Source organism: Guptibacillus hwajinpoensis, assembly GCF_020524165.1.
Taxonomy (GTDB): Bacteria; Bacillota; Bacilli; order Bacillales; family Guptibacillaceae; genus Guptibacillus; species Guptibacillus hwajinpoensis_D.
Window position 1 is genome coordinate 300,545 of sequence record NZ_JAIVKU010000005.1, and the last position, 23,170, is coordinate 323,714.

The following is a 23,170-nucleotide window of genomic DNA, read 5'->3' on the forward strand; positions in this document are numbered from 1 at the left end:
CACCTGGGTAACCTCTATGAAACTTTCCAACAGTCCGACTAGCATTCTCCTGATAAGGTCTAAAATAAGCGGGTAACCAGATCATTGCCACTAGTAATAGACTCGCAACAAACAAAGAATCAATCATAGACCATTTAATTGCTTTTCTAAAAACAGGACAAGCGAGAAATTTCACTACCAAACCAATTCACACCCTTCATAAGAGACTCTCATTAAGGGTTACGAATTGACCTTAGCGAAGTTCCATTTTCTTCCAAGTAAAGCTGACCTTTCTTAAAACTCTGTGTCTGAGTCACTATTTTACTGCTTTAATGATCATTGTTGTTGGAAATTTCCTCGCTTTATAAAGGGAATAGTAGCGATCAGAAATCGCGGACTCTTCTTCTTGATACCGCTCGGGTACGTCACTTTCAATCATTTCCTTAATGGTAAAACCAGCCTGAATTAATTCATTGATATACGTTGCCATTTTCCCCTTGTGAATCGTCATCGATACGCCTTCCCCTTTAAAATCTTCAAACGTATGGAGACCTTCCTTCTGGTAAGAGCCATTTAGCTTGATCTCCCCATTCTCACTTTTCAAATGCACATAAAGAGGATGATCCCAGCTAAAAATAAAACTTCCTCCCTTTTTTAAGTAAGAATAAATCAGTTCAAACGTCCTTCTTAAATCTGTCGTCCAGCCAATCGCATAGATCGAAAAAACGTGATCAAAATAGTTTTTCGGTAAATGGATCTCTTGTTCCATTGGCGCACAAAATAAGCTAGCGGATAAACCAGATAGCGTATTTTCAGCGGTTCTTCTTTGTTCTTCCGACAAATCCACTCCCCAAAGTTCAGAAGCTCCCCTATCAGCCATATAGCGAAGCGAATGGCCACTACCATAGCCGATTTCAAGTACTTTCGCATTTTCCACTTCATTAAAAAGTTGAAGTTCGTCTTCTGTTTGTGCATAAGGACCATAAGCAGGAAGCGCATCAATGCCATTGAAATGATGCGCCACTTTATCCCAGCTCTGTTTGTTTTGATTTAAAATTGTTTTCTTCATCACTCTCTCCTCCTCAACTCCATACCATTCGGGAGCATGAGAGCGATATCCTTTTTAACTGAAGAAGTAAAAGGCAGGCGTATAAAAAAGGACAGGCAAGTGCCTGTCCCATTCGAAACCTCTATCCAGCTTTCACTGTCCTTTTGATTGATGTTTTCTCTCTCGTTAATCGGTCAACGAGGCCTGATAGGGCTCCATCACCTGTTACGTTGCAAGCTGTACCGAAGCTATCCTGGGCGAGATACAATGCGATCATAAGAGAGATCATTGTAGAATCAAATCCTAGCATTGATTCTAGTAACCCAATAGCTGCCATTACAGCGCCACCCGGTACGCCAGGTGCCGCAATCATCGTGACGCCTAGCATCAGGATAAATGGAATAATTGTTGCAAATGTTGGATCTTGTCCATTTAGCATCATCACCGCCATCGCACAAGACACAATTGTAATCGTACTTCCAGAAAGGTGAATGGTTGCGAGAAGAGGTACGCTAAAATCAGCGATTTTTTCACGCACGCCGTTCCTTTTCGTTTGTCTTAACGTTACAGGAATCGTAGACGCAGAAGACTGCGTACCAAGAGCTGTAAAGTAGGCTGGCATCATCCCTTTTAGAAGCTTAAACGGATTCCGTGAAGTAGCAGCACCAGTGACGCTATATTGAATCAACAGCATTGTCACGTGAAGAAGGATGATCATGACGAATACTTTGGCAAAGACGCTTAAGATCGTTTGAACTTGTCCAGCACTTGTCATGTTCGCAAATATACCAAGAATATGAAGCGGTAGTAATGGAATAATGACGTAACGAATCACTTTCTCAACAATTGTGCGAAACTCACCCATAACGCCTTTTAACATGTTTCCCTTCATCGCCGCCATACCAAGACCAAGCGTGAACGCCAGAACGAGTGCTGTCATCACACCCATAATTGGCGGAATCTCAACTTCAAAAAACGGTTTTAACAATGACTCTTCCGGATTTGCCATTTCGGATGCAGCTCCACCCGTTTCAAGAAAGAATGGATAAAGATTTCTTGCCGCAAAGAATGCGAGCAAACCAGCAATAAACGTAGAAAGATACGCAACCGATGTGGTAATTCCGATCAACTTTCCTGCGCCTTTTCCGATCTCACCTATTCCTGGTGCAATAAATCCGATAATAATTAATGGAATCGCAAACCCGAGGAAGTTTCCAAAAATCCCGTTGAAAGTCGCAAAAATACGCACGATCCAGTCTGGGAGAAAAGCTCCGATAACGATACCAAGAGCAATGGCAATAAGAATACGTGGTAATAGTCCAATCTTCTTCATAGTGTCCTCCATACAAAAACATTTGTCCATCTGGGGTGTAATATATGTGTACTTTACTAAAAAACGGGTGATCCTGCAAGACAAATTCGTTAGAAACTGAAAAGAAACTTTTGTTAATAGGGACAAGTTCAAAAAAGCACAAGCATTACGGTAGCCCGTAACATGCTTGCGCCAGCTCGTTTCAATCCTATTTAAAATGTGTTCGGCAAGGACCGATCATTAGTCGCTTCCTGTTACAAAATCATCTTCTTTCATTGATGCAAGAATGTGTCCGCCTGTTACACGATCATTCTCTTTCACATGAAGTTCAGAAATTTCTCCGCTTACTCCTAGCGTAATTTTCTCGATATTGCCCTGTCCGTTTCGAATGACAAACATAGGCTCCCACTCATAAACTCGAGAGGCATGATTGACAAAGATCTTTTCAATAACACCCTCACATGGACAGACCACTGAACGATTCATGATTTCTTTCCCCTTTCCAGCATGTAATGGTTCCTTGATGGAACAGTATGTTCTCTATACTTCCATGATATGTTTAGCCTGTATTTCTATGATGCTAAACAGATGATTTCTTGAACCTTGCGTCCATTTTACCTGCTTTTTTATTTTTGACAACCCCTTGAATTTTAAGCAATCCGTTCAAGGCTCTAAAGCTTCTTTGTTTATGCTTTGCTGCGATAACATTGTTCGACTATCCAACAGGATGGTAGCTAGAAACAGGTTAAGTAAAATGAAGTTGCGTTTCAGCGATGCTTTCTTTGGAAGACACTTTACTTGACTGAAGATGAAAATGACGTAACCGCTCTCATCAACTGACCATGATTCCATTCATTCGGTATGATTAACGTTCTCTTCAACGCCTTCAGCTTTCCACGTTACTTCTACCTCCAAACCTAAAAATATTTCACCATAATAAAGGACAAAGTAAATCCACTCGATTATTTTTTTATAAAAAAATACGTACCTATCTATTTTTTATATACGTATGGATTGTCCAGTTTGCAGATCCTTTATCGTCTTCTACCAGCCAGCCTAGTTTTTTTAAAGAACGCCCAATATAGCGGTTAAAGAAGCCGTGTCCTACTAGAACAACCGTACCATGTGTGATCGCATGATCCTCTAATTGTTGCGCCGCCAATGTTGCTCGTTTCTTCGCTTGCTTTTGTGTTTCGGACTGTTTCGAAAAACCACTTAACCATAGGGAACGATAAAAGACTGTCCATATTCGAGGGTTGAGCTTAAGCAAGCTCACGTGGAAGTAAGGAAGATCCAGTTCACGGTAGAGGGGATCACTTTGGATCACATCCGCTGATTTTGCGGATTCAATGGCACGTTTTAAATGACTAGTCACTACAAGAGGGGCCTCACTTAAGGCGAATTGTACATCTTCAGGTGCTAAATCACAGATCCCTTCCTCCTCGTATTTTTTCACCCATTCACGATAATCCTGACTAGTTAACCGTTTTGAGAAATCGCATGCCGATTTCCCATGTCGAATAAGTATAATTTTCACTGGCATTCTCCTTCATGTTGGCCGTTAAGCATCTTCATTCATTTTTTTAAGCGTTTCTTTGTCAATTTCCTTGCGTATTAATTTTACTAATTCATCAAATTCTGCGTACTCTTTCCCATAAGTAAGGTTAAACTCATAATCAAATCCTGGTGGGTTTGTGCCTTGTGTATGTTGGATGATCGTTTCCATTTTATCAAGTGCTTTTACAAATAGGGCTTCTTTCGTTTTTCCACGATTATACTCCTGACAAAGAGAAAGAATAGAGGCTCTTTCTCTCTCTCCAAGTTCTGAAGTAAGGCGCTGTACAGCCTCTTCCTCTTTTTTGATCTTTTCTTTTTGATTCACTGGAATGGTGGCAGAGACATCGCCATCATACGCTTCACCAAGGTCGTGCACAAGACACATAGACAGAACACGATAGCGATCGAGCTCAGGAAATTCATTACTTAAGGCAAAAGCAAACATCGCCAAACGCCAAGAATGTTCTGCCACACTCTCTCGCCTGCCGCTTCTCATGTATGCCGTCCGGGTTGTCTCTTTTAAACGTTCAAGTTCTTTAATAAAGGTGATCATTTGAAAAGCGTTCATTCTGTAAGTCCTCCTCTTTCCATAACATTGAACCTTCATGCTGTCGCTTATCTTACAAAAGTTGCGCTCATTGTACTTTATATGTATGAGAACCTGTTTTCGTCCCAACTCCCGTTGTTTTTCCATAATAGACTAAAGAAATTCCCCTTCATTTAAACGAAGCGTTCTTCTGATCCACCATTGCAGCAATGGAAGAAGAGCTTGAATGATTTGAAAGACCAATATCTCAATTACCACAGTAAAGATGGATTCAAATAATACAAATTGATTTTATCACTGCACTTTTTTACTGATATTCCCTTTAGTATAGATGTTATCCATTCATAGGAAAAGGCAGCGTTTGCTACCATTCGGTACCAAACGCTGCCTTTTCCTTTCATACATTAAGTCATCTTTCTATGTAGATACGTCAAACAAACATTTCTGTTTCTTATCTTTTCTTTAAATATATCCAAACAGTAGCAACAGCATGATGGAGATAACAACCGATAAAGGAAGTGCAAGGCTTTTATTGGTGTGATGGAGTCGAACCATCGGAAACATCACCATAATAAATAGGAGTGACCATACAAGATTCCATCCGTTATGATACGAAATCACATGTAAGATTGAAGCAAACCATTCTACAGTCCAAAACCCCAAGATCCATTTTAGATTATAGAGAAGTTTCTTTCCCTGTATTGGATAATTCGACAAGTAGAGTAAAACAACGATTGGATTAACCACGAGGTTATGAAGTAAATGAACATTGAATTTGCTTAGCAAAGCTGTTTCTTTAAATTCCCACAGATGAAATGCTTTATACCCAATAAGTTCGTAAACCGATGCAGCTAATGCAATATACAGCATTTCGGGATAATAATGTTCCCAATTTTTCCAATCGCTTTTCAAAAAAACAGCTATGATCAGTGCAGTGGCAAGAACAATATTCATTGTATTCTCCTATTTGCTAGCATTGTTTGCTTCTAAAAGCACGTCCATCTTTCAAAAGTATTCCGCCCGCGCCTTGTCTTTTTACATAATTATACAAAATAGTATATGTTGTTCGAATGACATTATTCATGAACAGTGCCTGTCACCACCCGAGTTATGTCAAAGTATGTCGATCAATCGTTCAAAAGGCGCCGAGTGAGAACAGCGCCTTTGAAGGATTGATCTAATCGTAAATTTCACGAGTCCACACATAATATGCCGTTGGGTCCTTCACTTCTCTCATCCACATGCTTTTCTTAGGCGCAACCCGATCAGAAACTTTATACCAAGCTCCCCCTCTCCATTTTCTGTACCCCTTAAAGCGAGCGAATATCTGATCAGTCACACTTTGTGAAGGCAACAAATTCTTTATCCATTTCAACATGCCTTCACACACCTCCCTCATATTTAAGTCAACAGAACATCGTATGCACGATCCCAATGCTTTATGACTGAAATAGGCGTTATTTACCAGAAAGGAATTCAACGTCTTGTGGAACAATGAGGAAGAGGAACGTAAAGGAGTGATGAAATGGATTTACATGATTCAAACTATGATTCTGGACAGAGATATCAAGCAGGTGATGTCGTGTATGTGATGTATCGAAATCCTCACACTTATAATGTAGCGAATATTCAAGAAGCAGCCATTGTGAACGATCCAGAGCAGCCTGGAAAGCTTGCTCTTTTCTTGTATGAAACCTACTACCCACTCGATTCGGACATTGCCATTTACCACTCAGAAGCAGAAGCCGAACAAGCATATGCCACATATTTCGGATCAATTGAATAGGAGGAATTTTGTTGGTTAAGCCATTTGTGCCTCAACTCGTCTATATGGAACCACGTGCCTTAGAGTATCCATTAGGTCGAGAGCTTCATGACAAATTCTCAAAAATGGACATTGAGATTAGAGAAACGACCTCACACAATCAGGTTCGAAATCTACCAGGTGATAACCACTTCCAGCAATATCGCGTCGCAAAATCGACTTTGGTTGTCGGTGTAAGAAAAACGCTAAAATTTGATACATCAAAACCGTCTGCTGAATATGCGATTCCGTTTGCCACTGGTTGCATGGGTCACTGTCATTATTGCTATCTCCAAACCACAATGGGGAGTAAGCCATACATTCGTACGTATGTGAATACAGATGACATTTTCGAAGCGGCCGAAAAGTATATGCAGGAGAGAGCACCAGAACCTACTCGGTTTGAGGCATCCTGTACATCAGATATCGTCGGTATTGATCATTTAACGCATACACTAAAGCGAGCGATCGAATACTTTGGCAAATCAGATCATGGCCGCCTTCGCTTTGTAACAAAGTTCGCACACGTTGATCATCTGCTTGATGCCGATCATCAGGGGCGAACCCGTTTTCGTTTTAGTATGAATGCTGACTATGTCATTAAGTTTCTAGAACCAGGAACCTCGCGCCTTGATGAGCGAATCGAAGCAGCAGCGAAAGTCGCAGAAGCTGGTTATCCACTCGGCTTCATCGTTGCCCCGATCTACCTATATGATGATTGGAAAGAAGGTTATCTTACTTTGTTTGAGAAACTAGAAGCTAAGCTTCCAAAAAGCGCAACGAAAGACTTAACATTTGAACTCATTCAGCATCGATTTACAAAACCAGCGAAGCGCGTGATTCAAAAAAACTACCCGATGACAAAGCTTGAAATGGAAGAAGAAGATCGCATGTACAAATGGGGGAAATACGGCATTGGAAAATATGTTTACCAAAAAGACCAGCAGCAAGATATGAAAGACACGCTGGGAGGGTATATTGACAAGTTCTTCCCCGATGCGAAATTAGAGTACTTTACTTAAGGAAACAGTGCCTGGCACCGCCCGATTTAACTCGAACGGCGTCGAACAAAAGATGGGTACACTAAAAAAAGGCATGGAAGCAAATCGCTTCCATGCCTTTCATCTATGTACGTTCATCATTCTATGTAACAAGAATATAAGCAAGTTTAAACCCAAACCCGCTTCGTCGTCACTATAAGTGTCTCAAAGCCCGCGTAAAAGCAGGTGGGTACCCGCACAGCTACCTTTAACGTCCCGCTCAGTAGGCCGGCTTGTTATCAGCAACTGGATGTAGAGTTCCCGGAAAACTAGCATCGGTTTGAGACAACCGTTGTTAACGTGCGTTGCAGGAAATGGGTATTGCTTATGCTTATACTCTACACCTTCCATCGTATAAAATCAATGGTTCCGATTTCCAGTTCCATTATCCTTCGCATGTCCATTCTACCTCTCCTAGAACATCTTCTCTTAAAATAACCACCGACCAAACGAAATGACTGCGGTAACCGTAATCATACTTAACACCGTGGAGGCAAGAACAATTTGTGCAGAAAGCTCTGGCTCATTTTCATATTCTTGTGCGATGATCGCACTATTTACGGCTGTTGGCATCGCAGATGAAATGAACAATGCCTGAGCTGTCACTCCATCAATTCCTAATACGTAAATAAGGCCAAGTGCAATCGCAGGGCCAAGTAAAAGACGAATAATCAGACTTACGTACACCACAGATAAATTTTTCGATAATCGAAGCTGAGCAACCTGAGCTCCAAGCGTTAATAATGCAATCGCAATCATTGAGTCAGCAATGTAATCTGCCGGAGTAAGTATGAATTCAGGAACCGAAACGTCTAGAAGGTTAAACCCAATCCCAAGCAGCATCGCATACAATACTGGCATCTTAAAATAACCAAGTAACGCACTTAATTTGCTTCCCTCGACTGTTTTTAATGAAAAAATTCCCCACGAAAACGTAAGGATGTTCTGGAACGTTAAGATAATGACTTGAATCGACATAGCAAAGGGATCATGCTTAAACACGAGATCATTCACAGGTACGCCATAGTTTCCAGAATTATAGAATAAAATACTGTTTGTAAACGAAGCCCTCACGCTTCTACTGTAACCAAATAACCGACTTATGAATTTGGATACCACGTATAGAACCACAATCAAAATACTAAAGAACGTCAACACGGATAAAAACAAAGACAAAGAAAAAGTCGTTTCATAAAGCTTTAAGAAAATAAATCCTGGCACGATGAAATAAATGTTCACTTTCGCAAGCGTGTATAAATCAAATTGAAAAATGCGATGAAGCAACACACCAATTCCAATTAGAATAAACACGGGTACAATAATTTCAATAAATACACCTAACACAAGAGCCCCTCAATTCATAACTGCATTCTGTTCCCCTTTACAGTTTACACGAATGTCAGAAACTCTTCAGTACTCTTGCTCAATGACACACGGAATCGCTTCATACGGAATAAACACCATACACGGGCTCTCTTTCAGACTTCAAGAGACTTTTTCCTTCAGCGTATCTCGAAGCACGGCATTCACTGCTTTTCGCCGTTTCCATAGAAGATCGATCAGTTCATCTAATTCTAAAAACACTTCATCGCTATCACAATAAGAAGCGCCTTTACAATGGATAGAAAAGGAGGCGTTCGGATATTTCATAACAGTACATTGACCATCTTTTTCAGTATCCTCAAAAACAAAATAATGTTTTTGACCCAGATGATCAAATTCGGCAAGCTGATCAAAAGCTTTCAACAACGCTTCTACATCGACCTTACGTTTAATAATGTTCATGGTTTCCTCTCCTTATAGGCTAAAATCGCTCTCTATCTATAGATACTATTATTCGATTTAACACGCTAAAATCCTTTTTTACAGCGTCCATAGCAAAAAGCCAGTCTTGATGACTGGCTTTTCATTACCTGATTCATTGAAATTCTTCAATTTCATCATACTTTACATCGATTAACTCATCACTTTGAGGGTTAACAAGCACGTACACTCGAATTTTTCGTGACTGACCGTTCTGTTTTAACGTAAAATCGAAATCATACTGCTCTCTTACATCAGAGATAAAAACTTTTCCATCATACCTGTAGTCCGTGACCTGTTGATCTGGGTATTTTTTCGTCGTTTGTTCAATAGCGATTTTCCCCCATTTAGCATAGGATGGAGCTTCACCATGAACATAAGATGGCAACAGGAACATAACCAATACACTAAATAAAAGCATCATTTTTCTTAGCAATTCGACTACCTCCATTCTGAGTACTCTGAAGATAGTATTCATTCCTTTTATAAAAAACATGCATCATGACAACGTTACGTCTATTGATCCCTACCAGGTATAAAATTGACGATGATTCTTATGATAAGCAACAATAACAGTGTGCTCAAAAAGGTATAGTACCAGGTCCAGCTCTCATAGTGAATTAAGTCGGTATATTTTTCGAGAAAGAATTCGGTGATTGTGATAATTCCAGAGTAAATGACAGCCTTCAGAACATAACCGATCCACCCTGAACGAAAAGTCGACTGATAATAATACACGCCTAACACCGGAAAAAGCACATACTCATATGTAAGACTAGAATCAAAATGGCGATTAAATAAATTCACAGGATAGGTAAGCATTCCTTCTTCTACCACAATGACTCCAATAATAGAAGAAAAATAACTTGTAAGTAAAAAAAAGAGAAGCCACTCTTTTATTGGTGGCTTTCGCATACTGAATACAAACAACCCCACCCCTATTAGAGCTAATAGCCAGAGCATTGTTTTTTCAACCATCATTGTTTATCACCTTCGTTGTCTTCCTCTATCCTTCAATTATCTCCTTGCACTTAGAAACCTATGCATGAGCATGTAAGCACATTGAAGAGAAATATGCCTTCTTTCACACGAAACATCGATTTGTTTTTTTCCTTCTCGGTTTAATGACACATTCTTAGGGGAATTCTAAAGTGTTCACCATTGAATTTGAAGGGAGTTTCCAGTCATGACCAAGAAACTGTTACCATGGCAGCTGCGGAAGTATTTTGAGATGTCAAAGCGTATTCGAAAACATGAACTTCAGGCAACGCTCTGGTATATGCCAGGCTTATATATTTTAGGCGCCTTTGTTTTTGTTGCGGCTAGCTTATATTTGGATTTAGTTCTCGAACTTTCTCAGTACACGCCAAACATGATCCGAACGACAGCGCAACCGACCAGACTACTCGTTAGTGCTCTCATCGGTGGGATTTTAACGCTAAGTGCCTTTACGCTAAACTCGTTGCTCGTTGTTTTAACGACATTTAGCGGACAATTCTCTCCAAGAATGCTCCTTAATTTCGTTGCTGATCGAACCACTCAGCACTTTATCGGTATTTTTCACGGTAGCTTTGTTTACGTCCTTGTCATTTTTTTATTTATCACAAGCAAAGAAGACGAATATTTCGTGGCCATTCCTGGGATGACAGTATTCCTTGCATTTATAACGGTCGTGACGTTTATCTTCTTTATCAACCACGCAACAAGTTGGATGCAGGTACATAACATTACTACAAATATGAAGGAAGAATCCATTTCCATTGTAAGAGAAACGCTCCGTAATGATCTTGAACAATTTCGTTGCGAAGATCCTGGCGATCTAATGGAAAAAGAACGAGAAACCGAAACATTGATTACCGCTCCCGACTCAGGATACATTCAGCTTATTGATTTTAAAGCGATGATTGATGAAGCAAAAAAAGATCAAATCATTATTAAACTTCATAATAAAGTGGGAGATTACGTCTTAAAAGGGAATCGCTACTTTTCTTACTGGGGAGCTGGTGCTGAACGCGTGAACGTTGAGAAGTACTGCCAGCACATTGAACTGGGGTATAAAGAAACAGAAATTCAAGATTTAAAGATGGGGATGACCAAACTCTCTGAAATTGGTGTCAAGTCGTTAGGGAATGATGATCCTCAAACAGCGATTACGGTTATCCATCAAATGGCCGATCTTCTTCTTGAAGTAGAGCGAGACATTACCTTCACCCCTTATCTTGCCGATCATGAAAAACAAGTAAGAGTTGTCATGGACGCAGAAGAATTTAGCTATTATCTATATCGGGGGTTTGGTTATTTAAGACATTATGCAGGGGATAACTACCCAATTATTACTGAAATCATTGCCGCCCTGAGCATGGTTGCCCAGTCCATTAGCAAAGACAAACTGGATGTTGTTTGGGATTTCGCTAAAAATTCAATGGATCATATTCCAAAGGAGTTTATCTACCACCTCGACCGTGACTACTTATTAAGCCGGCTTTATGATCTTGCCGTCTTCACAGGTCATCAAGATGATTATGAACCTATTGAGAAACGCCTTATTGAAATTGAAAAAAAGCACTCCTAAATATAAAGACTTTAAAAAAGGTGACCCATGACAGGTCACCTTTTTTGACTATCGATATGTCGCTACTTTGCTTACAATTTCATCTTCTTTTTGAAGCTCTTCAAACGAATAAACGCCTTCTACAAAAATCTGGTGCCATAGCATAAAGATAAGCACGGTCCATATTTTTCGGGAGTAATCTCCTTTTTCAGCTTTGTGCGCCTGTAGAAGCTTCACCACAACTGTTTTATCGATTAAATAATCGGTTTCACTCACATGAATCAATTGCTTTGCCCATTCATATAATTCATTTCTTAACCAATGACGAATTGGCACTGGAAAACCAAGTTTCTTCCGATCGAGAACATGATCCGGTACAATCCCACGAGCAGCTTTCCGTAGTATGGATTTTGTCGTTCCGTCTGCTATTTTTTCACGAACAGGGATTTCCCGAGCGACGCGGAACACTTCTTTATCTAAGAATGGAACACGTAGTTCAAGAGCATTTGCCATTGTCATCTTATCCGCTTTTAGAAGAATATCTCCTCTTAACCATGTTTGAATATCGATGTATTGCATCTGATTAACCGGGTTGTCACGCTTCACATTTTGATAAAAAGGCTTTGTGATTTTTTGATAATGCTCATTCTGATAGTAAGTGGTAAGGAGCTTTTCCTTTTCCATCTCTTCAAACATCTTCGCATTTCCAATATAGCGTTCTGAAAGAGGAGTTGAGCCACGTTCAAGAAAACTCTTTCCTCTCATCCCTTCAGGTAGTACGTTCGCTACACGATTGACCATTTTCTTCATCACACCAGGAATTGGCTGAAACAAACGAAGTGCATCGGGTTCTCGGTAAATGTTGTACCCACCAAAAAGCTCATCCGCCCCTTCTCCTGATAACACGACCGTCACATGTTTGCGCGCTTCGCGAGCAACAAAATAAAGCGGAACACATGCTGGATCTGCTAGAGGATCATCCATATGCCACATAATTTTTGGAAGTTTTTGAACGTACTCCTTTGCTGAAATCATGTACGAATAGTTTGGAACTTCAAGCTTATCTGCCGTTTCCTTCGCGACATCAACCTCAGAATAGCCTTCTCGTTCAAATCCAACAGAAAATGTTTTGATTTGCGGATTGAATTTCTTGGCCATGGAAACGATAATAGATGAGTCAATTCCACCGGATAAGAAAGAACCAACTGGCACATCGCTTCGCATATGCATATTAACGGAATCGTAAAGGACATTTTGAATATCCTTCACCCAATTTCGTTCAGCTGTTGTAGGGCTAAATGTGGCATGAAAATAACGTTTTAATATCATCGGTTCATGTTGTTTTTTTACAAAATAATGACCAGGTTCAAGTTTCTTTATTCCCTCTGTCATCGTTAGTGGTTCTGGCACATATTGAAAACTTAAGTAATGCTGCAGAGCTGCTGGATTCACGGCTTCGAACTGGTCAATCATCGTAATGCTTTTTTTCTCAGAAGCAAAAATGATGTCTTCATCTGTTTGCCTATAATAGAGTGGTTTAATCCCAAAAGGATCACGAGCGCCAACTAGTTTCTTCTCCTGCTTGTCCCAAATGAGGATCGAGAACATCCCTCTTAGTTCAGAGAAAGCTTTTTCACCCTTATGAACAAAAAGAGTGAGCACCACTTCGGTATCTGACTCCGTTTGAAATGAAAAACCTTCTTTCTTCAACTGTTCACGAAGTTCTACATAGTTATAAACTTCCCCATTAAAAACCATCCAGTAGCGCTTATCTTCATAGTGATAAGGCTGGTGTCCACTTTCAAGGTCGATAATGCTTAGTCTTCTAAAACCAAGAGAAATTGATTCATCTGTATAATAGCCCTCATCATCCGGGCCTCTATGCGTAATAATTTGATTTCTTTTTACAAAATCAGCATGATCATGATGATCCGTTTTTCCTGGTTCTGTACGTAATACGCCAACAAAACCACACATAATCCTAGCCACACTTTCTTTTAGATTAATAAACCAATTGTAACATTTTTGTAATAAAAAGTAACCTTTATGTTACAAAAGGTCATTATTTGTTTTATTTGCCCTAACCTCTATTTAAAACATTCACTTTATTAAACGTTTTAATCACGTGAAAGGTTTCATTTTCCAGCGAGTAAGGAGCAGAAAACTATTTCATTACCATTGAAAGTTTAAATAAGAAGACGCTCTAAGGTTCGAGATGAAACCGTTTTTGAACGTCACCTCTTCTATTAAATCACAATACAGAAGTTAGCGTAACCGCTTCCTAAAACAAGTCATCTTTCGACATAATTAGCTATAATCTCGACTCGTTTCCACTTCGGCGCCGCTTACACCTTTGCAAAAACGAGATGAAACATTCCAAAGAAGTGACTCTCAATCTTGGTGATGTGTATACTTGAGTGCTTCACCATTTCCAACATATCTCGATCAACATGACAGCCAATCCTCTCTGATAAGAGCGGATCTAGTTTTTTCTGTATTTTAGCGATGATGGGTTTTGTGCTTACGCCATGTTCTAACAACAAAACCTGCCCACCTGGTTTACACCATTTCGCCATTTGTTCTAGAACAAAATCTGGGTGTGAATAAGAACACATAGATAACATTGGGACGACAGTATCTAACTTGTTTCCTTCAAAATCAAGTTTCTCCACATCCTTAAGCAGAACTGCACATGGATAGGTGGTTTCTTTTGCAGCCTCTCTTGCATAGTGATGTAACATTTTGATAGATTGGAAAGTTTATGCCCTCCCTTCAGATAGTTCTAAACTATCTCCGCTAGCTGTAGCTAACAGCTTATGACGCCATTGCCAACGGTTGTTTTCTGAAGAACTAGCACATTTAAAGGACTATTTCGTATGAGATCGATACGTGTAATCTTCCCTTTCTTTCCCAACTTCTAACATGCAATCAGAAGGCACCATTTCTTCATAATGACATGTAACGGATCACAACCGTTATTCGTTCCATAGAAAAAGAGCCTGAAATGGCTCCGCTCATACTCTTCCAATATACCTTGACCGACGCGGGATACCCGGTTGACCTGGGACCCAATCTGCCGGTACGGCTTCTCCTGTTTTTTGATTGTATTGTAGCGCCTGCATTAATCGTAGAATTTCAAATGCATTTCTTCCAACTTCAACAGGATACATCATTTTTGAAACAATTACGCCTTCTGGATTAACAATCACCGTTCCTCGATACGTCGCACCTGCCTCTTCATTTAAGACACGGTAGTCCCGGCTGATTCGATGATTTCGATCACTAACAAGAGGATAATTCACTTTAGATGCGGCAGGCGAAACCTCTGTAAATACTTTATGGGCATACACGCTATCGGTACTAATTCCCAATACGACGGTGTTCATTGCCTGAAGCTCAGGATGAATAGCAGCGACCGCTGCAAGTTCTGTTGGTCAAACAAATGTAAAATCACTTGAATAGAAAAAGAGAATAACCCATTTTCCCTTATAATCCTCAAGACTTATTTCCTTTATTTTCTTATTGATGGGGTCATAAGCTTCAGCTCGAAATAAAGGGGCCGGATCGTTCGTTTGTGCACAGTTTGGAAGATGATTTTGCCTCTCACTCTCCACATTTCCACCTCTTTTCACAGGCAGTATATGTGAAGAAAGTGGGTTTATTGTCTTTTTTCTTACGTCTAAACAAAAGAGGCTTTTCTCTAAAATGAGAAAGCCTCTTTATAACTCGATCCTTATCCTTTCATTGCTGCCCATTCTTCACGGGATGGCCCTACCATTCCAGGGACCGTTAAACCTGCCTGACGCATCAAAACCGTCATTTGGCCTCGATGATGCGTCTGATGCTGAAGCAATAGAAGTAGGATACTGCCATAAGTCGTTTCACTACCAAAGAACGTTGTCGTTTCTAATAATTTCTCATCACTCCATTGCTCTTGTAGCACCCGAACAAAACCCTCAGCAGTCTGCTTGTACAATGCCGCAATTTCCTTGGCGTTGTATGACTCACGCTCTTCTAATGGAGCTAAATCAAGTCCAGCACTGCTCATCATATACGTAATTGCCTGCGATAAGTGGATGCCTAATTTCTCAAGCGTAAAATGATTTGGCGCAACCTGTTGTGAAAGAGACTCATCTGTTAAGTGACTCAATAACTTAGTTGTTTGTGCTGTTTCCCGTTCCCATGTTGGAACAAAATCTTCAAGTGATCGAAACATTTCATAACCTCCTGAATATGTATTCATTTTCTCCCTCCCTATTTTACATCTCATTCCAACAACAAAAAAGAGAGAAAATGCCTGTTTTCTTTAACAATTCCTACACACAAAAATACCCCTCACAAGGAGGGGGGAGAGAATAGGCTATGATTCAGTATATGATAGACAACCTACCAATATGAGTAGAAAAACCTCCCTCTTCTCTTCCGATTGAATCAATAACGAGCTTATCTGGCTTTCTGAGCAAAAAGGAGAACCAATTTCTTCAGATTGTTAGGCATTAGAAATGAATTATGTTATTATATAAATCAGTTTAAATGGAAAAGAGGGATTTGCATGGAGGAAGAACAGGAAATCATTCTCCCTGAAATCGGTAGTGTCGTTGAAATCGATAATCGAAAAGCTAAAGTTATTAGCTTATTAAACAATACGATCGTAGCTGAATGGGAAGAATACTCTGAAGACGAAGAAAAACGAATCGTTGTAAGACACGAAGAATATAAAATGCTTTAATAAAAACGGGTCAGGATTTCATTCCTGGCCTGTTTTCTATCTTTGAATCCACCACTCACTGAGTATCAATAATAATACAACCAACTACTTCAGCAAGCCACGGAAACCAATCGGGCTACTCCCAACCAAACACGTTAGCTCCTCCTTTTGAGCCAAAACAACGAAAAAAGAGACTGCTCCGAGTCTCTTACTATCCTTTCATGATTCATCTCGTGTCTTTTCTTCTTCCAAAAGTTCTGTATAGGCTTGAGTGAATTTCTGATACGTTTCCTTACCGTTTTTCATTTCATCAGATTGGAAAAGCTCATCAAACGCAAACGATTTTGCCTCGTCTAACGAAAAAGCTCGTGCACTCATAACGAGTTGCATATAAGATTTAAAGTAAGCCTTGCTTAATTTCCCTGCATTCTTTGTAATCAATACTTGTCACTCCCATATATGTAGCAAACCTTATACGAAGTACTCTCCTACTAAAGGATCTTATCCACAGTATAAAGGGATCTACCCTCAAAACGCCAATCACAGCGTTTATTCTTGCGTATTCTTTTCTACATAAGGTAAGCGGATCGTAAACGTTGTTTCCGTTTCGTCCGATTTGCAACTAATGGCCCCATTATGATTCTGAATAATCTTCTGACAAACATATAAACCAATCCCTGTACCAAGTTCTTTCGTTGTATAGAATGGTTCAAAAATTCTGTCCAGGGTTTCTGTTGGAATTTTAGGACCATTGTTCTTAATATGAATATCAACTGTGCCGTTTACCCTCTCACCGTATAGGTGAATACATCTTGGATAACCTTCCGCTTTCAATGCATCTAACGAATTCATTAAGATATTCAGAAAAACTTGCCGAAGCTTATCCTGCTGCCCAAAAATGGAGATTCCTTCTGGAAAATCGTTTTGGATTTCTACATCAATATCTACAATACTCGGGTAGATAAAGTCGAGAATAGACTCAAAAATGTCATTGACGTCTAGCCACTCCTCGTGACCGCTATCAATCTCCTTCTTTGAGACATGAAGAAACTGAGAAATACGGAAATTTAACTGCTGAAGTTCGTGGTCAATAACATCGAGATAATTTAGAGACGGGTACTCTTTTTGTAATAACTTCACAAAACCCATGATCGCAGTAAGGGGATTTCGAAATTCGTGTACGAAACTAGAAGACATCTGCCCCAAAATGGAAAGCTTTTCTTGATGCGTTTCATCAATAAATGAAATTTTCTCCTGAAGTTCATTTTCTTTTAGCTTCGTATATTCCGTTACAGCATGATAAGAAAATTGGTCAAATAATTCATTAATAGCATCCAATATCGTTTGCAAATCATTCACGTGGACATTCGAATACGTCACATGCTTCATAAGAACGCTTCGCCCGGCATTTACATTATAAATAAAATCGCCAATATTCACGTTTGCTTCTGCTCGCTCGATCGCAACTTTATGAGCGAGTGAGATAATTTTTTCTTCACTAATTGGCTTTTCAATGTTTTTCTGCACCAGCCGGTACATTAGAATGCCGTTTGCCTCTACTTTATCCCGATGAACATCTGTATCCGAGATTCGAATTTTTTCTTTCCACGTTCTAAGGTAGCTTTCTAGATTGTGATCAAGGTAGTCTAGTAGTTGCTCTCGTACAGCCACTGCCCATTCACCCCTTTCCGCATTAATTGGTCATCTGTCACAAGTATAACAGTAAAAAGAACCTCTTTTATAGTTTTTTCAGACGATTTAACGGACATCATGTCGAACTTCACATGGGTCAAATGAATCAGGTATTATTTCAATGTTCTGTCTTGTTAGCTTTCAATATGCTTAAGCACTCTTGCAGGATTCCCACCAACCACTACATTCGGCGGCACATCTTTGACAACAACAGCTCCTGAAGCAATCACGGCATTGTTTCCGATCGTAACACCTGGGTTAATAATAGCCCCTCCCCCAATCCAGACGTTGTCTCCAATCAAAACAGGCTTTCCATACTCACGCCCTGAATTGCGTTCGGTTGGATCTAGCGGATGTGTAGCTGCATAAATATGTACACCCGGCGCTAACATACAGTTATCTCCAAAGCGAATCTCGCAAATATCTAGAAACACACAGTCGAAATTCGCAAAAAAGTTTTCTCCTACATGAATATTGTAACCGTAATCACATTTAAACGTAGGTTCAATGTAGACGTTCTGTTTAGTTGAACCAAAGAACGCTTTCAACAACCTCGTTCTTTCTTCTAAATCCGTCTCTATTGTTTGATTATACAATCGTGTAATTTGGCGGGCATGAAGGCGATCCTGCACAAGCTGACGATCCTCAGGACGATAAAGCTCCCCACTAACCATTTTTTCTTTTTCTGTTTTCATTTAACCATCTCCAACCTTTAAGCGTTTACGTAAACACCACATCTTTTACTTTGTGATCTTTTAAATAGCTTAGCATATCTTCCCAGAGAACTTCTTTTTCAGTTAAAAAGTGACCTCCTTCCGGAACAACTGTGATTTCAATTGCTGGTAGATGCTTTACCAATTTCCGTACTTCGTTTACCGGTGAAAGCGTATCTTTTTCTCCATGCCAAATTTTAAGTGGGCTTCGAATATCTTTTAATTCAAATCCCCACTCCTTCGATAAGAGCTGTGTTTCATACATGACTCCTTCTACTCCTTGCCGATAAGCTTCCATTGCATGATAATAGCTCGTGTCTATGAGAGTTTCTTCCTTTAGCAATTCGCGGTCCCATTCTGAGAGATGGCGATGATTCCCAGTGAGCATGGAAGACTTGTATTTCGCAGGTTTTCTTTCTAACAATTTCTTTTGCGCAAGATTCGCTTTCCTAATCAACCAAGGAAAATATTTTGTTAGAAAGAAGGCCATTCGATTTTCTTTCGCCATTTCTTTTGGCGCTTTCCCATTACGAAATGGCGTGGCTGAAGAGACGAGAGCCGTACGGTGAATCCGCTCAGGCAGTGCAAAGGCGCATGCAGCTGCAAATGGCCCTCCCCCTGATACGCCAAGTACAGAAAATCGTGTTAAACCAAGGTGCGTTGCAAGCTCCTCAACATCAACAGCCCAGTCGAGGATCGTTCTGTTTTTTTGAAAAGTCGAAAGGCCGTATCCCGGTCGGTCCGTTGAAATTAAGTAAATGCCTCTTGCTTTGGCCAGTTCATCGTCTTCTAAAAACCAGATGCGTGATCCAGGTGTTCCATGAAACAGCATAATCGGAGTCCCTGTCTGATCGCCATATTCCCAATAGCCAAGTTTTCTACCATCACTTAAAACCATTGCTTTTTCCTGCATATGCTCCTCCTAATCATTGTCATATCGTGAAAGGAAATAAGAATTTTCAATGGAACACACTACCAGTTTCCTAAATAATAACATTTTCTATTTAGATGAAGGGGATAACAAAAATAACCTTTTAAACAAAATAGAGCGAATACCTATTGACTCTTACGTTACGTCACCCTCTAAAGTAAAAATGGAAAGGAGGAACTTTTGGTATGAAACACGTAAAAGAAGTAGCAACAATAACGGGCATAAGTGTTCGAACACTTCATTACTATGACCAGATTGGTCTTTTGTCACCAGGAACGACAGACAACGGCTATCGTGTTTATACAGAAGATGATCTAGAAAAGCTACAGCAAATTTTATTTTTTAGGGCTCTAGATTTTCCACTAAAGAAAATAAAAACCATCATGGATCGTCCTGATTTTGATCACCTTGAAGCCCTGCACTTTCAGAAAAAAAGGTTGCATCAAAAGAAAAAACGATTAGAAACGATTATCGCCACGATCGATCATACAATCCAACATATGAAAGGAGAACGCGACATGACAGACAAAGAAAAATTTAACGGATTAGACTTTTCGCAAAACCAATATGAACAAGAAGCCCGGGAAAAGTATGGAGAAGAGGCCGTCAATCGCTCCACTCAAAAATTAAACAGCTTAAGCAACAATGAAAAAGATGCGCTTAGTCAGTCATTTCATAGGATTTATCAAAAACTCGCAGCTATAAGACAAGGTTCCCCAGCATCAGAGAAAGCACAGAATGCGATTCATGAATGGTATGAAATTCTAAACAACCATGTTGGCTATCATTATACGCTTGAAGCCTTTCGAGCTCTTGGTCAAATGTATATTGAAGATCAGCGATTCACGAAAAATATAGACCAATATGGTGAAGGCCTTGCGCTCTTTATGCGAGACGCAATGAACGTGTATGCAGATCGAAACAAATAATACTATAGCTCAACCTATTTTGAGGTTGAGCTATTCCTTTTTTCGATCTTTACTAGCACCATAAGCGACTCCAAGCGCAATGCCAACACCAATTCCAACGGGGATATTATCAAGTGCAACTCCTATACCTGCTCCTATTGCAATTCCAATACCCATCCCTACTCCCATTTTACTTTCATTCGTTGATTTTTTCATGAAACCGCTCCTTTTTAATGATTATCTGTCTATACGAATGAGCTTGATGATCGTTTCAACTATCTCCATAAAAAAACTCTTCCTATTTATTATAGGAAGAGTTTTCAGCCAATTGATTCTTTCTCATGTTATTTTAAACATGAGATAAACTGCATTAATTATCAGCCGCAACTTTCGTTTGCTTAGCCGATTCTTGATCCGCTTTCGGTTGTTTAATAAAGAAGGCCATCACGAGCCCAACAATGGCGGAAATGCCTGCCACAATAAAGGATACATTGACACCGTGGACAAGGCCTTCTACTCCACGAGATGGCTGTGCTGCCTGTGACATAACGGTGACGAGAAGCGCCGTCCCAACTGCACCAGACACCTGACGCATTGTATTATTCATCGCTGTACCATGCGGAATAAGGTGAGCCGGAAGCTGATTAAGACCAGCAGTTGTCACGGGCATCATTACCATGGCAACCCCAAACATTCTTACCGCGTTCACAATCGCAAGATAGGCGAACGTCGTTTGAGGGGTCAAGTTCGTAAACATAAATGTTGTTACCGTCACGATAATTAGCCCAATAATGGCAAGCCATTTTGCACCAAACTTATCAAAAATCCGTCCGGTAATTGGGTTCATAAAGCCCATAATAAGAGCCCCTGGCAGAAGCATTAAACCTGATTCAAACGCGGTGAACCCGAGCATATTTTGCATCAGTAGTGGGAGTACCGTTGCAGCGCCGATCATCGCAATAAACACAACCATACCTAAAACAGTTGTTAACGTGAAAAGCTTATATTGAAACACTCTAAACTGAAGGACAGGCTGTTTCAGTTTTAACTGTCGTAAAATGAACCAGCATAGCGTCACTGCCCCAATACTCATTGAGATCACGACTTGTTCGCTTGCCCATCCATTTGTACCTGCACTACTAAAACCATATAATAAACCACCAAATCCTAATGAGGAAAGCAAAATGGATAAAAGATCAAGCTTTGGATTCGTTTGCTCTGTTACATTCTTCAAAATGAAGTAAGCAATGATAAAATCAATGATCACAATCGGAAGAATGACATAGAACAAGCTTCTCCACGGGTATTGTTCAACAAGCCAACCTGATAACGTTGGTCCAATGGCAGGTGCAAATGAAATGACGAGACCAAACATCCCCATTGCTGCTCCCCGTTTTTCAACTGGGAAGATGAGAAAGAGGATCGTTTGCATAAGTGGAATAATGATCCCCGCTCCTGAAGCTTGAATAATCCGCCCTACCATAAGCAGAGGGAAATTTGGTGCTACCGCACAAATAGCCGTTCCCACTGCAAATAACCCGATCGCTGTTAAAAAAAGCGTTCTCGTTGTGAATTTCCCAATTAGAAAAGCCGTTATTGGAATCATCACACCGTTCACAAGCATAAAAATGGATGTCAACCATTGAGCTGTGCTTGCCTCTAAATCAAGATCGACCATGATATGAGGCAAGGCTGTTGCTAGTAGCGTCTGGTTTAAAATGGCTGCAAAAGCCCCTGATAGTAGCACGATCAAAAGCGGCACTTTGTTAATTGAGCCAATACCTTCTGCTGATTGATTATTGTCGTTCATGTTCTCCCTTCTTTCTCACTGTTTGTCTGTTCTTTAGATGTTCATTATGAAGACGATCGCAAAAGGCCTGATTGAAGCAGTCCAAGTTCCGTTTCATATTTCTTCATGGCATCTGAAATGGATAAGTTGTTTGAAACGCTGTGAATCAAGTTATGAAAAGTAACGGCGGTCAGAATTTGCATCACATGAAACATTTCTTTTCTGTTTGCTACGTTAAGCTGTTCGGCATTAACAAGATCATAAATGTCATCATAGCGCTCATTGGCAACGTCTTCTGATAAATATTGCGAAAACGTGTTTTCAATTTTGTAATTCATGTTAAGTAAGACGTTTCGTATAAAGTCTCTTTGCCCTTTATCCTCCGAATGCTCAAGCGTTGATTTAAAAATTTCACTAATCGCTTTAAACAAATTTCCATCAAACTTTTTTAAGTTTGAAATTAAACACTCGTGACGCTCCTGGGCGTGCTCATTTAATAAATAAAAAAACGCATCCTCTTTATCGTCAAAGTACTGATAAAAACTCCCGCGCGGAATGCCAGCCGTTTTTAGGATATTGGATATTGATGCTTCATAAAGAGAAACTCTTGAAAATTCCTGTTTCGCTGCATCAATTAGTATTTGTCGCTTTTCTTCTTTTAAATTAAAGAACGTTGCTTTTGGCACTCTAAATCACCTACCAAGAATATTATGACACCGTGTCATATCACCATGCTTACTATATGTGACACGGTGTCATAAGTCAAGAAAAAAACTCTCCTTTTAAAA

Annotated in this window: 27 protein-coding genes and 1 other RNA gene; 5 read left to right on the plus strand and 23 right to left on the minus strand. The window is 39.9% G+C overall.

The window, feature by feature from the left end; all coding sequences use genetic code 11:
• Positions 1-295 precede the first annotated feature (295 nt).
• The 7 genes from LC090_RS14530 to LC090_RS14560 form a co-directional block, all read right to left on the minus strand.
• Positions 296-1,048, minus strand: a complete 753-nt coding sequence (locus LC090_RS14530; protein ID WP_226658749.1) for a class I SAM-dependent methyltransferase — start codon at positions 1,046-1,048, stop codon at positions 296-298.
• A 121-nt stretch (positions 1,049-1,169) separates the two neighbouring features.
• Positions 1,170-2,360, minus strand: a complete 1,191-nt coding sequence (locus LC090_RS14535; RefSeq protein ID WP_226658750.1) for a dicarboxylate/amino acid:cation symporter — start codon at positions 2,358-2,360, stop codon at positions 1,170-1,172.
• Positions 2,361-2,579: 219 nt separating this feature from the next.
• On the minus strand, positions 2,580-2,825 hold the full coding sequence (locus LC090_RS14540; RefSeq protein ID WP_226658751.1) for a biotin/lipoyl-binding protein: 246 nt from the start codon (positions 2,823-2,825) through the stop codon (positions 2,580-2,582).
• Positions 2,826-3,327: 502 nt separating this feature from the next.
• Positions 3,328-3,876, minus strand: coding sequence for a histidine phosphatase family protein (locus LC090_RS14545; RefSeq protein ID WP_226658752.1), 549 nt, complete (start codon positions 3,874-3,876; stop codon positions 3,328-3,330).
• 24 nt (positions 3,877-3,900) lie between these two features.
• Positions 3,901-4,464, minus strand: coding sequence for an HD domain-containing protein (locus LC090_RS14550; RefSeq protein ID WP_226658753.1), 564 nt, complete (start codon positions 4,462-4,464; stop codon positions 3,901-3,903).
• A 441-nt stretch (positions 4,465-4,905) separates the two neighbouring features.
• A complete protein-coding gene (locus LC090_RS14555; RefSeq protein ID WP_226658754.1) occupies positions 4,906-5,397 on the minus strand; it encodes a CBO0543 family protein in 492 nt (163 codons plus the stop codon).
• Between the two features lie 223 nt (positions 5,398-5,620).
• Positions 5,621-5,821: a hypothetical protein gene (locus LC090_RS14560; protein WP_226658755.1), complete on the minus strand. Its 201-nt coding sequence runs from the start codon at positions 5,819-5,821 to the stop codon at positions 5,621-5,623.
• A gap of 147 nt (positions 5,822-5,968) precedes the next feature.
• Here LC090_RS14560 and LC090_RS14565 point away from each other — a divergent pair, with 147 nt between their 5' ends.
• Together LC090_RS14565 and splB are read left to right on the plus strand one after the other, a co-directional pair.
• Positions 5,969-6,229: a transcriptional regulator SplA domain-containing protein gene (locus LC090_RS14565; protein ID WP_226658756.1), complete on the plus strand. Its 261-nt coding sequence runs from the start codon at positions 5,969-5,971 to the stop codon at positions 6,227-6,229.
• A gap of 11 nt (positions 6,230-6,240) precedes the next feature.
• Complete coding sequence (gene splB, locus LC090_RS14570) at positions 6,241-7,269, plus strand: spore photoproduct lyase (protein WP_226658757.1); 1,029 nt, start codon at positions 6,241-6,243, stop codon at positions 7,267-7,269.
• A 151-nt stretch (positions 7,270-7,420) separates the two neighbouring features.
• Here the strand turns inward: splB and ssrS are convergent.
• The 5 genes from ssrS to LC090_RS14595 form a co-directional block, all read right to left on the minus strand.
• Positions 7,421-7,604, minus strand: a non-coding RNA gene (gene ssrS, locus LC090_RS14575) — 6S RNA.
• 112 nt (positions 7,605-7,716) lie between these two features.
• The gene (locus LC090_RS14580) at positions 7,717-8,631 is read right to left on the minus strand and encodes an AEC family transporter (RefSeq protein WP_226658758.1); all 915 of its coding nucleotides are present in this window, start codon (positions 8,629-8,631) and stop codon (positions 7,717-7,719) included.
• A 141-nt stretch (positions 8,632-8,772) separates the two neighbouring features.
• Positions 8,773-9,072 (minus strand): hypothetical protein, encoded by a 300-nt coding sequence (locus LC090_RS14585; protein ID WP_226658759.1) that lies wholly within the window; start codon positions 9,070-9,072, stop codon positions 8,773-8,775.
• 133 nt (positions 9,073-9,205) lie between these two features.
• The gene (locus LC090_RS14590) at positions 9,206-9,526 is read right to left on the minus strand and encodes a DUF3889 domain-containing protein (protein ID WP_226658760.1); all 321 of its coding nucleotides are present in this window, start codon (positions 9,524-9,526) and stop codon (positions 9,206-9,208) included.
• 80 nt (positions 9,527-9,606) lie between these two features.
• On the minus strand, positions 9,607-10,071 hold the full coding sequence (locus LC090_RS14595) for a CBO0543 family protein (protein ID WP_226658761.1): 465 nt from the start codon (positions 10,069-10,071) through the stop codon (positions 9,607-9,609).
• A gap of 205 nt (positions 10,072-10,276) precedes the next feature.
• Here LC090_RS14595 and LC090_RS14600 point away from each other — a divergent pair, with 205 nt between their 5' ends.
• Positions 10,277-11,662: a DUF2254 domain-containing protein gene (locus LC090_RS14600; protein ID WP_226658762.1), complete on the plus strand. Its 1,386-nt coding sequence runs from the start codon at positions 10,277-10,279 to the stop codon at positions 11,660-11,662.
• A 48-nt stretch (positions 11,663-11,710) separates the two neighbouring features.
• Here LC090_RS14600 and asnB read toward each other — a convergent pair whose 3' ends face one another.
• The 4 genes from asnB to LC090_RS14620 all read right to left on the minus strand — a co-directional run bounded on the left by asnB (position 11,711) and on the right by LC090_RS14620 (position 15,884).
• Complete coding sequence (gene asnB / locus LC090_RS14605; RefSeq protein ID WP_226658763.1) at positions 11,711-13,618, minus strand: asparagine synthase (glutamine-hydrolyzing); 1,908 nt, start codon at positions 13,616-13,618, stop codon at positions 11,711-11,713.
• 368 nt (positions 13,619-13,986) lie between these two features.
• Positions 13,987-14,382 (minus strand): class I SAM-dependent methyltransferase, encoded by a 396-nt coding sequence (locus tag LC090_RS14610; protein ID WP_226658764.1) that lies wholly within the window; start codon positions 14,380-14,382, stop codon positions 13,987-13,989.
• 273 nt (positions 14,383-14,655) lie between these two features.
• Positions 14,656-15,255: a peroxiredoxin gene (locus tag LC090_RS14615; RefSeq protein ID WP_226659378.1), complete on the minus strand. Its 600-nt coding sequence runs from the start codon at positions 15,253-15,255 to the stop codon at positions 14,656-14,658.
• Positions 15,256-15,374: 119 nt separating this feature from the next.
• A complete protein-coding gene (locus tag LC090_RS14620) occupies positions 15,375-15,884 on the minus strand; it encodes a DinB family protein (RefSeq protein ID WP_226658765.1) in 510 nt (169 codons plus the stop codon).
• A gap of 309 nt (positions 15,885-16,193) precedes the next feature.
• On the opposite strand from LC090_RS14620, the gene LC090_RS14625 reads away from it, so the two are divergent.
• Entirely contained in the window at positions 16,194-16,370 is a 177-nt protein-coding gene (locus LC090_RS14625) for a hypothetical protein (protein WP_226658766.1), read from the plus strand.
• Positions 16,371-16,568: 198 nt separating this feature from the next.
• Here the strand turns inward: LC090_RS14625 and LC090_RS14630 are convergent, their stop codons facing one another.
• From LC090_RS14630 to LC090_RS14645, 4 genes are all read right to left on the minus strand, one after another.
• The gene (locus tag LC090_RS14630; protein ID WP_226658767.1) at positions 16,569-16,790 is read right to left on the minus strand and encodes a hypothetical protein; all 222 of its coding nucleotides are present in this window, start codon (positions 16,788-16,790) and stop codon (positions 16,569-16,571) included.
• A 108-nt stretch (positions 16,791-16,898) separates the two neighbouring features.
• Entirely contained in the window at positions 16,899-18,020 is a 1,122-nt protein-coding gene (locus LC090_RS14635) for a histidine kinase N-terminal domain-containing protein (protein WP_226658768.1), read from the minus strand.
• Positions 18,021-18,175: 155 nt separating this feature from the next.
• Positions 18,176-18,736, minus strand: a complete 561-nt coding sequence (locus LC090_RS14640) for a maltose acetyltransferase domain-containing protein (RefSeq protein ID WP_226658769.1) — start codon at positions 18,734-18,736, stop codon at positions 18,176-18,178.
• A gap of 25 nt (positions 18,737-18,761) precedes the next feature.
• Complete coding sequence (locus LC090_RS14645; protein WP_226658770.1) at positions 18,762-19,667, minus strand: alpha/beta fold hydrolase; 906 nt, start codon at positions 19,665-19,667, stop codon at positions 18,762-18,764.
• Positions 19,668-19,870: 203 nt separating this feature from the next.
• Between LC090_RS14645 and LC090_RS14650 the strand changes: the two genes are divergently transcribed.
• Entirely contained in the window at positions 19,871-20,614 is a 744-nt protein-coding gene (locus LC090_RS14650; protein ID WP_226658771.1) for a MerR family transcriptional regulator, read from the plus strand.
• 30 nt (positions 20,615-20,644) lie between these two features.
• Here LC090_RS14650 and LC090_RS14655 read toward each other — a convergent pair whose 3' ends face one another.
• The 3 genes from LC090_RS14655 to LC090_RS22195 form a co-directional block, all read right to left on the minus strand.
• The gene (locus LC090_RS14655; RefSeq protein WP_226658772.1) at positions 20,645-20,809 is read right to left on the minus strand and encodes a hypothetical protein; all 165 of its coding nucleotides are present in this window, start codon (positions 20,807-20,809) and stop codon (positions 20,645-20,647) included.
• Positions 20,810-20,963: 154 nt separating this feature from the next.
• Entirely contained in the window at positions 20,964-22,403 is a 1,440-nt protein-coding gene (locus tag LC090_RS14660; protein ID WP_226658773.1) for an MDR family MFS transporter, read from the minus strand.
• Positions 22,404-22,447: 44 nt separating this feature from the next.
• The gene (locus LC090_RS22195; RefSeq protein ID WP_226658774.1) at positions 22,448-23,068 is read right to left on the minus strand and encodes a TetR/AcrR family transcriptional regulator; all 621 of its coding nucleotides are present in this window, start codon (positions 23,066-23,068) and stop codon (positions 22,448-22,450) included.
• Between the last annotated feature and the right edge of the window lie 102 nt (positions 23,069-23,170).

Bases quoted from the DNA above. Each gene is read 5' to 3' on its own strand.
- LC090_RS14530 (WP_226658749.1), bottom strand. From the start codon at position 1,048: ATGAAGAAAACAATTTTAAATCAAAACAAACAGAGCTGGGATAAAGTG.
- LC090_RS14535 (WP_226658750.1), bottom strand. From the start codon at position 2,360: ATGAAGAAGATTGGACTATTACCACGTATTCTTATTGCCATTGCTCTT.
- LC090_RS14540 (WP_226658751.1), bottom strand. From the start codon at position 2,825: ATGAATCGTTCAGTGGTCTGTCCATGTGAGGGTGTTATTGAAAAGATC.
- LC090_RS14550 (WP_226658753.1), bottom strand. From the start codon at position 4,464: ATGAACGCTTTTCAAATGATCACCTTTATTAAAGAACTTGAACGTTTA.
- LC090_RS14555 (WP_226658754.1), bottom strand. From the start codon at position 5,397: ATGAATATTGTTCTTGCCACTGCACTGATCATAGCTGTTTTTTTGAAA.
- LC090_RS14560 (WP_226658755.1), bottom strand. From the start codon at position 5,821: ATGTTGAAATGGATAAAGAATTTGTTGCCTTCACAAAGTGTGACTGAT.
- LC090_RS14565 (WP_226658756.1), top strand. From the start codon at position 5,969: ATGGATTTACATGATTCAAACTATGATTCTGGACAGAGATATCAAGCA.
- LC090_RS14585 (WP_226658759.1), bottom strand. From the start codon at position 9,072: ATGAACATTATTAAACGTAAGGTCGATGTAGAAGCGTTGTTGAAAGCT.
- LC090_RS14595 (WP_226658761.1), bottom strand. From the start codon at position 10,071: ATGATGGTTGAAAAAACAATGCTCTGGCTATTAGCTCTAATAGGGGTG.
- LC090_RS14600 (WP_226658762.1), top strand. From the start codon at position 10,277: ATGACCAAGAAACTGTTACCATGGCAGCTGCGGAAGTATTTTGAGATG.
- asnB (WP_226658763.1), bottom strand. From the start codon at position 13,618: ATGTGTGGTTTTGTTGGCGTATTACGTACAGAACCAGGAAAAACGGAT.
- LC090_RS14610 (WP_226658764.1), bottom strand. From the start codon at position 14,382: ATGTTACATCACTATGCAAGAGAGGCTGCAAAAGAAACCACCTATCCA.
- LC090_RS14620 (WP_226658765.1), bottom strand. From the start codon at position 15,884: ATGAATACATATTCAGGAGGTTATGAAATGTTTCGATCACTTGAAGAT.
- LC090_RS14625 (WP_226658766.1), top strand. From the start codon at position 16,194: ATGGAGGAAGAACAGGAAATCATTCTCCCTGAAATCGGTAGTGTCGTT.
- LC090_RS14640 (WP_226658769.1), bottom strand. From the start codon at position 18,736: ATGAAAACAGAAAAAGAAAAAATGGTTAGTGGGGAGCTTTATCGTCCT.
- LC090_RS14645 (WP_226658770.1), bottom strand. From the start codon at position 19,667: ATGCAGGAAAAAGCAATGGTTTTAAGTGATGGTAGAAAACTTGGCTAT.
- LC090_RS14650 (WP_226658771.1), top strand. From the start codon at position 19,871: ATGAAACACGTAAAAGAAGTAGCAACAATAACGGGCATAAGTGTTCGA.
- LC090_RS14655 (WP_226658772.1), bottom strand. From the start codon at position 20,809: ATGAAAAAATCAACGAATGAAAGTAAAATGGGAGTAGGGATGGGTATT.
- LC090_RS14660 (WP_226658773.1), bottom strand. From the start codon at position 22,403: ATGAACGACAATAATCAATCAGCAGAAGGTATTGGCTCAATTAACAAA.